This is a genomic window from Enterobacter sp. 301B (assembly GCF_003850715.1).
Taxonomy (GTDB): domain Bacteria; phylum Pseudomonadota; class Gammaproteobacteria; order Enterobacterales; family Enterobacteriaceae; genus Enterobacter; species Enterobacter intestinihominis.
Map to the genome: position 1 here is coordinate 60,715 of NZ_PQTC01000004.1, position 11,816 is coordinate 72,530.

Sequence of the window (11,816 nt, forward strand, 5' to 3'; positions counted from 1 at the left end):
GGGATCGATAGTGCGTGTTAAGGAGAAGCAACATGCAAGAAGGGCAAAACCGTAAAACATCGTCCCTGAGTATTCTCGCCATCGCTGGGGTGGAGCCGTATCAAGAGAAGCCGGGCGAAGAGTATATGAACGAAGCCCAGCTGTCGCACTTCAAGCGTATTCTTGAAGCATGGCGTAATCAACTCAGGGATGAAGTCGATCGCACCGTTACACATATGCAGGATGAAGCTGCTAACTTCCCGGATCCGGTCGACCGTGCCGCTCAGGAAGAAGAGTTCAGCCTCGAACTGCGTAACCGTGACCGCGAGCGCAAACTGATCAAAAAGATCGAGAAAACGCTGAAAAAGGTCGAGGACGAAGATTTTGGCTACTGCGAATCCTGCGGTGTTGAAATCGGTATTCGTCGTCTGGAAGCGCGTCCAACAGCCGATCTGTGCATCGACTGTAAAACGCTGGCAGAAATCCGCGAAAAACAGATGGCTGGCTAACGCCTTCCCTCTCACTACTCTGCTAAGGCGGGAGTTTCTCCCGCCTTGTTACCGTTGATATGTCTGAATCTCACTATATCGGGCGCTTTGCGCCATCTCCCTCCGGTGAATTACACTTCGGCTCATTAATTGCCGCGCTCGGCAGCTACCTACAGGCTCGCGCCCGTCAGGGTAAATGGCTGGTTCGCATTGAAGATATCGATCCTCCGCGTGAAGTTCCCGGTGCGGCAGAAACTATTCTGCGTCAGCTGGAACATTACGGTCTTCACTGGGACGGCGACGTACTCTGGCAGTCTCAACGCCATGATGCCTACCGTGAACGTCTGGCGTGGCTTGCTGAACAGGGCCTTTCCTATAACTGCACCTGCACGCGTGCGCGAATTCAGAGCGTGGGTGGCGTTTACGACGGCCACTGCCGTACGCGGCACAACGGCCCTGAGAATGCCGCCGTACGGCTGATACAGCGCGCTCCGGTGACGCAGTTTACCGATGTCCTCTCAGGAACCATTCAGGCGGATGATCGTCTGGCGCGTGAAGATTTTATTATTCACCGTCGCGATGGCTTGTTTGCCTATAACCTGGCGGTGGTTGTCGATGACCATTTCCAGGGCGTCACGGAAATCGTGCGTGGGGCGGATTTGGTTGAGCCTACCGTGCGGCAAATATCGCTTTACCAGCAGTTTGGCTGGACGGTGCCGGATTACATCCATCTGCCGCTGGCGGTCAATGAACAGGGGAGTAAGCTGTCAAAACAGAATCATGCCCCGGCGCTGCCTGACGGCGATCCGCGCCCGGTATTGATCGACGCGCTGCGATTTCTCAACCAGAATGTAACGCAGGAATGGCAGGATCTGAGTCTGGATGAATTGCTGAAAACGGCCATTGCTGACTGGACGCTTATGGCCGTGCCAAAAATCCAGCATTCTCAAATGCGTTGCGCTGAGCTATGATTAGCCGCTTTTTTGATAACAAAACACACTACGAGGTGTACTATTTTTACCCGAGTCGCTAATTTTTGCCGTAAAGTGCTGAGCCGCGAAGAGAGCATGGCGAATGATGCTATTGCACAGCCACACATGTCGGTCATTCCGCGTGAGCAGCACAATATTTCCCGCAAAGATATCAGTGAAAATGCCCTCAAGGTGCTCTATCGTCTGAATAAAGCAGGCTACGAGGCCTATCTCGTCGGCGGCGGGGTGCGCGATTTACTGCTGGGCAAAAAACCAAAAGATTTCGACGTGACGACCAGCGCCACGCCTGAACAGGTGCGTAAATTATTCCGCAACTGCCGTCTGGTTGGTCGCCGTTTCCGTCTGGCGCACGTGATGTTTGGACCGGAAATTATTGAAGTGGCGACCTTCCGCGGTCACCACGAAGCGGGCGTCAACGATCGCACAACTTCCCAGCGCGGCCAAAACGGCATGCTGCTGCGCGACAACATCTTCGGCTCTATTGAAGAAGATGCTCAGCGTCGCGATTTCACCATCAACAGCCTTTACTACAGCGTGGCGGATTTTACCGTGCGCGATTACGTCGGCGGTATGCAGGATCTGAAAGACGGCTTGATTCGCCTGATCGGCACGCCGGAAACGCGCTATCGCGAAGATCCGGTCCGAATGCTGCGCGCCGTGCGTTTCGCCGCCAAGCTAAACATGCGTATCAGCCCGGAAACCGCAGAGCCGATCCCGCGCCTGGCGACGCTGATTAACGACGTCCCCCCTGCCCGTCTGTTTGAGGAGTCGTTAAAGCTGCTCCAGGCAGGCTACGGGTTTGAAACCTACAATTTGCTGCGTGAATACAACCTGTTCCAGCCGCTGTTCCCGACCATTACCCGCTACTTCACCGAAAACGGTGACAGCGCAATGGAGCGGATGATTGCACAGGTGCTGAAGAACACGGATACCCGTATTCATAACGATATGCGCGTGAATCCGGCGTTCCTGTTCGCGGCCATGTTCTGGTATCCGCTGCTGGAAACGGCGCAGCGCATTACCCAGGAGAGCGGCCTCGCCTATTATGATGCGTTCGCGCTGGCGGCAAACGACGTGCTGGACGAAGGCTGTCGCACGCTGGCGATCCCGAAACGTATTACCACGCTGGTGCGTGATATCTGGCAGCTTCAGCTGCGTATGTCCCGCCGTCAGGGTAAACGTGCCTGGAAACTGATGGAGCATCCTAAGTTCCGCGCCGCGTTCGATTTGCTCTCTCTGCGTGCTGAAGTCGAAAGAAACCAGGAGCTACAGCGTCTGGCGCAGTGGTGGGGAGAATTTCAGGTCTCTGCACCACCGGAGCAAAAAGATATGCTCACGGATCTGGATGACGAGCCGGCACCGCGCCGTCGTCACCGTCGCCCGCGCAAGCGCGCGCCGCGTCGTGAAGGCACAGCATGACCCTTGCGTATATTGCCATCGGCAGCAATCTGGCCTCTCCGCTTGATCAGGTTAACGCTGCCGTTCAGGCGCTGGGGGAGATCCCGCAAAGCCGTATCGCGGCGGTCTCCTCCTTTTACCGTACGCCCCCGCTCGGCCCGCAGGATCAGCCTGATTATCTGAACGCCGCCGTGGTGCTGGTAACAGCCCTTGACGCAGAAACGCTGCTGGATAATACCCAGCGTATTGAGCTACAGCAGGGTCGCGTACGTAAAGCCGAACGCTGGGGACCGCGCACGCTCGACCTCGATATTATGCTTTTCGGCCACAAGGTGATTAACACCGAGCGCCTCACCGTTCCGCACTATGACATGAAAAACCGTGCGTTTATGCTCTGGCCACTGTTTGAAGTCGCCCCCGATCTCACCTTCCCTGACGGCACCTCGCTGAACGCCGTTCTGCAAAGCCTCAACGCGGAAAAACCGGTCCGCTGGTAATCCCGTGTCACCCCCGATTAGCCATGTGTTAAATATGGTTAATCGATTGCCTAAAATCATTGTTCCCTCGAATGTTACTGTTAGAATGCGCAAAGATCCGCTTTTGGGCCATCAGGAAACAGTATGAAACCAACTACCATCTCCTTATTGCAGAAATGCAAACAGGAAAAGAAACGCTTCGCCACTATCACCGCGTATGACTACAGCTTCGCAAAACTGTTTGCCGAAGAAGGGATCAACGTCATGCTGGTCGGAGACTCGTTAGGGATGACGGTACAAGGACATGATTCTACTCTGCCGGTCACGGTCGAGGATATTGCTTACCATACCCGCGCCGTGCGCCGGGGTGCGCCCGCCTGCCTGCTACTTTCCGATCTGCCGTTTATGGCGTATGCCACCCCGGAACAGGCCTTTGAAAATGCGGCAACAGTGATGCGCGCCGGCGCCAATATGGTCAAAATCGAAGGCGGCGACTGGCTGGTCGATACGGTGAAAATGCTTACCGAACGGGCCGTGCCAGTTTGCGGGCACTTAGGGCTGACGCCGCAGTCCGTGAATATCTTTGGCGGTTATAAAGTTCAGGGGCGTGGCGATGCGGCGCAGACGCTGTTTGATGATGCCCTGGCGCTGGAAGCCGCTGGTGCACAGCTGCTGGTGCTGGAGTGTGTGCCGGTTGAGCTGGCTAAGCGTATCACTGAGGCGCTGTCGATTCCGGTGATCGGCATCGGCGCGGGCAACGTCACCGATGGCCAGATTCTGGTCATGCACGACGCCTTCGGGATCACCGGCGGTCACATTCCAAAATTTGCTAAAAATTTCCTGACAGAAGCAGGCGACATGCGTGCTGCTGTGCGGCAGTATATTGCCGAGGTTGAGTCCGGCGTTTATCCGGGCGAAGAACACAGTTTCCATTAAGGAGTCCAGGTGTGCTAATCATAGAAACTCTGCCGCTGCTGCGCCAGCATATCCGCCGTGCACGTCAGGAAGGTAAACGTATCGCCCTCGTCCCGACCATGGGCAATCTGCACGACGGCCATATGAAGCTGGTCGATGAAGCGAGAGCCCGTGCAGATATCGTGGTAGTCAGTATCTTCGTTAACCCGATGCAGTTCGATCGCGAAGACGATCTGGCGCGCTATCCACGTACCTTGCAGGAAGATTGCGAGAAGCTCAAAAAACGTCATGCGGATATCGTCTTCGCACCGGCCCCCGCAGATGTTTATCCTCAGGGTACCACTGAAGCGACCTACGTCGACGTACCGGGTATTTCGACCATGCTGGAGGGTGCCAGCCGTCCGGGCCATTTCCGCGGCGTTTCCACCATCGTCAGCAAGCTGTTTAACCTGGTGCAGCCGGACATCGCCTGCTTTGGCGAGAAAGATTTCCAGCAGCTGGCGCTGATCCGCAAAATGGTTGCCGATATGGGCTACGACATAGAGATTGTCGGCGTGCCGATTGTACGTGCGAAAGATGGCCTGGCGCTTAGCTCCCGTAACGGCTATCTGACTGCGGAACAGCGTAAAATTGCGCCAGGCTTAAGCAAAGTCATGAATACCATGGCAGAGCAACTGCTGGCAAAAGAATTAACCGCAGAAGAAATCATCGCTCTGGCTGAACAGGCGCTGAACGAGAAAGGTCTTCGTGCTGACGACGTTCAAATTCGGGATGCCGATACGCTTCTGGAACTCTCAGATACCAGCAAACGTGCGGTAATTCTGGTGGCGGCTCGGCTCGGCCAGGCCCGCCTTATCGACAACAAAGTGGTTGAACTGGCGTAGTTTTACTACCCGGAAGTGAAAGGTAAACGTAATGATTCGCAAAATGCTACAAGGTAAGCTTCACCGTGTGAAAGTCACCCAGGCCGACCTGCACTATGAAGGCTCCTGCGCGATCGACCAGGATTTTCTCGACGCGGCGGGTATTCTCGAAAACGAAGCTATTGATATCTGGAACGTTAATAACGGCAAACGCTTTTCAACGTACGCGATAGCCGCTGAACGCGGGTCTAAAATCATCTCCGTTAATGGGGCAGCGGCGCACTGCGCGGACGTGGGTGATATCGTCATTATTGCCAGCTTTGTGATGATGTCTGACGAAGAGGCACGTCGCTGGCAGCCAAAAGTGGCATACTTTGAAGGCGATAATGAAATGAAACGTATTGCGAAGGCAATTCCGGTTCAGGTTGCCTAAGCCAATAGTACTGTTATAAATTACCCGACAAATAGGTTGGGTAATTTATACATAATTAAAATGAATAGCATTCTTTTTATATATTTTTATTAATATATTAAAGTCAACCTGCCGAACACCTGCTCATCAAAATGATGAACAATTATTATCATTCACTATTAAATAATCATATTGACTTAAAGATCGTTTAAGTATTTCTAACGCCTAACGGCTTCTCACAACCATTACTCATCACTTAGAATCCTTTTCCCGAAGCATCTGTTCGGAACGAACATAAGCCTTGCTTATGTTCACTTTTCTAGCATTTAAATATGGATATAAAAAATGTCTTTTAATAAATTAGGTCTGGCAACTATAGTAGCAATGGTTCTGAGTGCGGGTTCTGCAATGGCAGCTGATATTCCTTCAGATACAGGCACTATTACTTTCCACGGTATGGTTTCTAATAACACCTGTAAAGTATCCCTGGATCAGAAGATTGACCAGGAGGGTAATGATTTTGACGTTAACCTGGATACCGTGTTTGTAAAAGACTTCGCTAATGCGCTGGGTACCACCAGCACCCTGGGAGAAAAGAAATTCTCCCTCACCCTGACAGGTTGTGATTCTGCTACCGTCAACCAGGCATCTGCTCAGTTTGATTCCTGGGCGGGTTCTTCTTCAACTTCCGGCGGTCTGCTGGTTCCACCATCAAATACTCAAGGCGCCGCTAAAAACGTCAATCTGGTACTGTCAAACGATGGCAACTCCGCTACCGATCAGATCAAACTGGATCAGACCAACAATACCCAGAAAGCAACGATTGATACCACAGGCGCAGGCGCACTTTACTACCGTGTAGCGTATACCCAGGGTCAGAACTGGGATGCGGCCAACAACCCAGTGTCAGCTGGTGTGGTTCAGGCACAAGCTGCATTCACCATGATCTACGAGTAATTTTAAGCGCATAAATAAAATGCTCATATTATCCCCTGACGTACGTCAGGGGACTATTGATATCATTCCAACAGGAAGTGGAAAAATGTTAAGCACATCATTTTATAAAGGATTTAAAGCTGCCTGCTTTACAGCTGCTGCTGTCGCGTCATTCCAGGCAAGCGCAGATATCGTTATTTCGGGAACACGTATTGTTTATCAGCAGTCGCAAAAAGATGTCATCGTTTCTTTAGACAACCGTGGCAAAAAGCCACTATTAGTTCAATCATGGCTCGATGACGGTCGCGATGACACCAACCCACAGGAATTAAAACTACCGTTTATTATTACTCCACCAGTATCCCGAATTGATCCGCAAAAAGGTCAATCCGTTCGGATCTCATACCTGGGTGGTTCATTGCCGCAAGATCGCGAATCCCTATTCTGGTTCAATGTGCTCGAGATTCCACCGAAGTCAAAAGTGAAAGACGGTGAAAATCCTAACCAGCTCCAGCTGGCATTCCGCACACGTATTAAACTCTTTTTCCGACCTGACGGCCTGAAAGGTACGCCAGGAGATGCAGCAGCCAAAGTAACGTGGTCACAACAAAAACAAGGTAATACGCTAAACCTGATCGCACACAATGATTCCCCTTACAACGTTTCTATTTCAAATGTAAAGCTGAAATCAGCAAATAAAGAGTACCAGGTTGAGCATAAATCTATTTTACCGTTTAGTACTCAAATTATGCAGGTAAAAGGTTTAGGTAGTACTGCCACCGGCACTGTTGCTTACGAAACCATTAATGACAATGGCGGCTCTGATACTTTTGAAAGCAAAGTAAATTAATAACCGCACCACCGCCACATTATAAATATAACACGTATGAATGATTCATAGCATTCATACGACGACTTGTCTGGATGAAGCATGCTATTTCAACGATCAATTTTATGTCTCGCAATCTGTGCAGCATTTCCTCTGCATGCGAGCGAGACTGAAAAAAAAGCTGTAGACACCTCATCCGAAACAGAATCGGCCATTGAATTTAATGACCAGTTCCTTATCGATAATGGTGGAGGTATCAATGTCGATCGTTATGCTTATGGCAACCCAGTTCTGCCAGGTACTTACCGTGTAAAAGTGAATTTGAATGGCAATTCAAAATCCACGGTCGAGATGACATTCATTGATAACAAAACGCCACGTGCCTCAGCATGTCTGACTAAACTCACGCTGACACAAGCAGGCGTTGATACCAGCATATTAGGCGATGATGTCAAAAACGACGAAACGTCTTGCGTAGATATCAAAAAATATTATCCCGGTGCTTCTGAAAATTTTGATAGTAGCAAGCAGGAAATGGATCTTAATTTTCCGCAAATCTACGTGCTTAAGCTTCCAGCAGGGTATGTCGATCCTTCATTATGGGATAATGGTGTTCCGGCCGGATTACTCTCATACGATCTTAATACCTGGCACAGCGAGTCAAACGGCACCAATTCAGATACCGCTTATGCGGGCTTGCATTATGGCCTGAACGTGGGGCCGTGGCGTTTACGTTCTCGCGGCAGTCTGAACTGGGACAGCGATAATGGCACACATTATTCCAGCCAGGATATCTACCTCCAGCGAGATATCACACCACTTAACGCACAGATGGTAATGGGTGATTCCTACACACGCGGTGATGTCTTTGACTCGGTGAGCCTGCGTGGTGCGCGTATGTATAACGATGACCGCATGCTCCCGGAAGGCACCTCTGGCTACGCGCCAGTAATTCGTGGTGTGGCAAACAGTAACGCCAAAGTTAGCGTAACGCAAAGCGGCAATAAAATTTATGAAACCACCGTTCCACCCGGTGCTTTCGAGATCAATGACCTCAGTACAACAGGCTATGGCAATGATTTGATTGTCACTGTAGAGGAAGCCGATGGAAGTAAACGGACGTTTACCGTTCCGTTCTCCTCAGTTACACAAATGCTCCGCCCAGGCTCCAGCCGCTGGGATGTGGGTTTAGGTGAGCTGAATGATGATTCATTGCACGATAAGCCAAACGTTGGCTACGCAACTTACGCGTATGGTCTGAATAATACCTTTACCGGTTACGTGGGTGCGCAATATACGGATATGGATTTCTACGCCGGCCTGCTTGGTCTGGCTATGAATACCCGTATTGGTGCATTCGCATTAGATGTTACCGGGTCCTATGCCGATATCGACGGGCTGGACACGCTTAAAGGGCAGAGTTATCGGCTGACCTACAGCAAAATGCTTGAAGCCACTAACACATCTCTTAACGTGGCAGCTTATCGCTTCTCTACAGAAGATTATCTCAGCCTTAACGATGCCGCCTCATTGCAGGACAGTATTCATCACGAGGAATATGGCAATCGATCTTATGACAGCAATGCCGAGCTTTATGCTGATTATCAGCGTACCAAAAACCAGATACAGGTCAGCCTGAATCAGCCATTGAATGTTAACGGTGATGAATACGGCTCACTCTATATTAGCGGCACCTGGCAGGATTACTGGAATGACTCTAGCTCCACCTCCGACTACAGCGTGGGTTACAACAATAGTTTTGCTTACGGTAGCTATAGCGTTTCTGTGCAACGCACGTACAACGAAACAGGGGAAAAGGATGACAGCGTTTATTTAAACGTCAGTATTCCATTCAGCATATTCAATAAAGATAGCGCGCAGTCAGGCGGATTTAATAACGTCAACATGAGCCTGCGCACTGATTTAAAAGGCGGTACCAGTTTTAACTCTACGGCAAGCGGCAACTCCAAAAACAGTGAAGTGAGCTATTCCGTTAGCGCCTCATCAAGCGGGGGCAACTACGGCAACCTGAACCAGGTCAGTGGCTATAGCTCATGGAACAGTCCTTACGGGCCGCTCGGTGTCTCAGCGTCCTTTGGCGATGACAATAGTAAACAGTATTCCGCGAGTTATAACGGCGGAATGGTTGTTCACTCGGGTGGCGTTGTATTTACATCCGGCAGTATCGGCGAAACGGATTCACTTGCGCTGGTAAAAGCAAGTGGCGCAACGGGTGCTCGGCTGGGTTACGGCCAAAGCCGCATTAACAGCTCCGGGTACGGGATTATGCCGTATATGTCAGCCTACAGAGAAAACCGAGTATCGCTCGATATCAGCACTCTCGAAGCAGACGTTGAAATCAAAAATACCAGCGCTGTTGCCGTACCTCGCAATGGCTCCGTTGTATTAGTGAATTTTGAAACGGATGAAGGTCGTTCGCTTGTTCTGGAATTACAACGTTCTGATAACGGCTTTATTCCGTTAGGTGCAGACGTTCTGAATGAGAAAAACGAATCTATCGGAACGGTAGGCCAGGCAGGACAAGCTTATGTACGCGGTGTGGAAGACAAAGGCGCTCTCCGGGTGGTATGGGGAAGCGATGGATCCAGCTCTTGCACGGTGCATTATCAGATTCCTGAAAATGCGAAGAAAGCAGGCTTAACCACGATTCTGAGTAATCAACAGTGCCAAATGTAATGATGTTAAAACAGGGAATCACACCCATGGGAAATAATATGAAGAAAAATCATTGCGGTTATTCATTAATCGCATTAGCAATGTTAGCGATGTCAGGTTCTGCTGCGGCAGCCGATCTCAATGTTAACTTCACTGCCAATATCCGCGAAACCACCTGCGATATGAAACTGGTCGGCGGTACGGGTTCAGATACGCAGCAAACGCTGACTATCGGTAATAACGGTCAGGTACGTTTAGATGATGTCAAAGCCGGAACGGCAAATGCCAATTTCAAAATTGTGCTCGTTGAATGCCCGGCGTCGCTGACCTCGTTAAAAACAACCGTAAAAGGAACCAAATCAGGTTATTTAGCTAGCGGCCTTGTTAACCAGATTGCAAAAACTAACGGTGGCGCTGATTACTCTGCGGCTGAAATCGCCAGAGCCGATGCACCAAATACTCCTTTTATCATTAACTCAACCCTGGATTCAGAGCGCCTGGTCTGGAGTCCGACAGAAATCCAGAATAAGGAAGTTGCTCTGGTGGCCACCTTACGTGAAACAAAAGAAAACAGCATGACCATTGGTGATTTTCAGGCCGTGGCGACCTTTGAATTTAGCTACGAGTGATTAGTGCAGGAAAACGGAGCAACATTATGAAATTCAATTCTACTTTTATCGCCCTGTCCGTTTCTGCTCTTCTGTTCTCGGGAATGGCAAGCGCAGCAATTACAGGCACCCCTAGTGTCGAATTAACGATTAAATCAAAAATTGTATCAGGCACATGTACCGCAAAAGTACTTAACGATGCAGGCACAGCCTCCACTGAAATTGCGTTCGGCGACGTATACAAATCCGATCTGGTGAACAAAACCCGTGTCGAGCCGCTCAAGATTAGTTTCACCAACTGTTCTGGAGTAACCAAGGCAACGGTGTCCGCTGCGAAAGGCGCTGGTGGTGAATGCAGTGGCGTCAACAAGACGGGTGATTCTTACTCTGGCGGCTTAGCAACGGGCTTTGAGATCTGGTCGGGTGTTGTCGATACTGGCGAGCTTATGAGCTGTAACACGCCTCCGGCTGCTAAGGATGTCACCATTACTGATGGTACCGGTGAATTCCCGATGAATTCCCGTATCGTTATCGGGCAAGGCCAAACCATTGCTGATGTAGGCGCGGGGGCGGTTACTGCGCCAGTCACGTTTACTATCGCTTATCCATAATACCAGGAACCAGTATGCAACAATCACCGTTTATTTTATACCAGCCCGGTCTTGTGTTGCTTATGGGCTTGGCTGGTGGCATCTTGCCTGGCGTAAGCCAGGCAAGCTCAGGATTAGACGTAAATATTACCGCTAACATTGTTAATAGCACCTGTAAGATGACCGTGGAAAATGACGGCGAAATTTATCTCCCCAATGCGATGCGCAGTTGGTTTTATAACCCGGATGGTAGCGATCGTTTTACTGCAACCGATGATGCAGGCGGTACGCCTTTTAAGATCCATGTAGATGATTGCTATGGAGACAGCGGTACGGCTAAAAAGCTGAGTTTTAGCTTTTCGCCGCAGTCGGGTTTCTGGCCAGGACAAAATCAGGTTTTCAAAAGTGATGATACCGCCGCAGGCGCGGCAAAAAATGTCGGCGTCGTCGTTTTCTCTGAAAAATATAAAAAGAATGTTTTAAACAACGACGGCACGTCAAAAATCACTTATGACGTAAGCGGTCAGGATACTGCATTTTTAACGGATTATCAGTTCTATGCCCGATATCAAAATATTGGCGTAGTGGCTGGTGGTGTCGTTACCAGTAAAGTATTGGTTGACATCACTTACGAATAATAATCAGAACAGGAAA

At 50.1% G+C, this 11,816-nt stretch carries 13 protein-coding genes; all 13 read left to right on the forward strand.

Going from position 1 to position 11,816, the window contains the following annotated elements:
* The first annotated feature begins 32 nt into the window (after positions 1–32).
* The gene (gene dksA / locus C3451_RS05870; RefSeq protein ID WP_001155232.1) at positions 33–488 is read left to right on the forward strand and encodes an RNA polymerase-binding protein DksA; all 456 of its coding nucleotides are present in this window, start codon (positions 33–35) and stop codon (positions 486–488) included.
* Between the two features lie 59 nt (positions 489–547).
* Positions 548–1,438 (forward strand): tRNA glutamyl-Q(34) synthetase GluQRS, encoded by an 891-nt coding sequence (gene gluQRS / locus C3451_RS05875; protein ID WP_022647088.1) that lies wholly within the window; start codon positions 548–550, stop codon positions 1,436–1,438.
* A 42-nt stretch (positions 1,439–1,480) separates the two neighbouring features.
* A complete protein-coding gene (gene pcnB, locus C3451_RS05880) occupies positions 1,481–2,878 on the forward strand; it encodes a polynucleotide adenylyltransferase PcnB (RefSeq protein ID WP_071785222.1) in 1,398 nt (465 codons plus the stop codon).
* On the forward strand, positions 2,875–3,354 hold the full coding sequence (gene folK / locus C3451_RS05885) for a 2-amino-4-hydroxy-6-hydroxymethyldihydropteridine diphosphokinase (RefSeq protein ID WP_124304251.1): 480 nt from the start codon (positions 2,875–2,877) through the stop codon (positions 3,352–3,354). The genes pcnB and folK overlap by 4 nt, the downstream gene beginning before the upstream one ends.
* Positions 3,355–3,477: 123 nt before the next feature.
* Positions 3,478–4,269, forward strand: coding sequence for a 3-methyl-2-oxobutanoate hydroxymethyltransferase (panB, locus tag C3451_RS05890; RefSeq protein WP_022647086.1), 792 nt, complete (start codon positions 3,478–3,480; stop codon positions 4,267–4,269).
* An 11-nt stretch (positions 4,270–4,280) separates the two neighbouring features.
* Positions 4,281–5,132: a pantoate--beta-alanine ligase gene (gene panC, locus C3451_RS05895; protein ID WP_124304252.1), complete on the forward strand. Its 852-nt coding sequence runs from the start codon at positions 4,281–4,283 to the stop codon at positions 5,130–5,132.
* 31 nt (positions 5,133–5,163) lie between these two features.
* On the forward strand, positions 5,164–5,544 hold the full coding sequence (gene panD, locus C3451_RS05900; RefSeq protein ID WP_022647084.1) for an aspartate 1-decarboxylase: 381 nt from the start codon (positions 5,164–5,166) through the stop codon (positions 5,542–5,544).
* A 324-nt stretch (positions 5,545–5,868) separates the two neighbouring features.
* On the forward strand, positions 5,869–6,480 hold the full coding sequence (locus C3451_RS05905; RefSeq protein WP_023305455.1) for a fimbrial protein: 612 nt from the start codon (positions 5,869–5,871) through the stop codon (positions 6,478–6,480).
* Between the two features lie 85 nt (positions 6,481–6,565).
* Positions 6,566–7,309, forward strand: a complete 744-nt coding sequence (locus C3451_RS05910; protein ID WP_022647082.1) for a fimbrial chaperone — start codon at positions 6,566–6,568, stop codon at positions 7,307–7,309.
* A gap of 81 nt (positions 7,310–7,390) precedes the next feature.
* Entirely contained in the window at positions 7,391–9,985 is a 2,595-nt protein-coding gene (locus tag C3451_RS05915; RefSeq protein WP_022647081.1) for an outer membrane usher protein, read from the forward strand.
* 38 nt (positions 9,986–10,023) lie between these two features.
* Positions 10,024–10,593, forward strand: a complete 570-nt coding sequence (locus C3451_RS05920; RefSeq protein WP_032625598.1) for a fimbrial protein — start codon at positions 10,024–10,026, stop codon at positions 10,591–10,593.
* Positions 10,594–10,619: 26 nt separating this feature from the next.
* On the forward strand, positions 10,620–11,183 hold the full coding sequence (locus C3451_RS05925) for a hypothetical protein (protein ID WP_023299346.1): 564 nt from the start codon (positions 10,620–10,622) through the stop codon (positions 11,181–11,183).
* Positions 11,184–11,197: 14 nt separating this feature from the next.
* A complete protein-coding gene (locus C3451_RS05930; RefSeq protein ID WP_045622456.1) occupies positions 11,198–11,800 on the forward strand; it encodes a fimbrial-like protein in 603 nt (200 codons plus the stop codon).
* Positions 11,801–11,816: the final 16 nt, after the last annotated feature.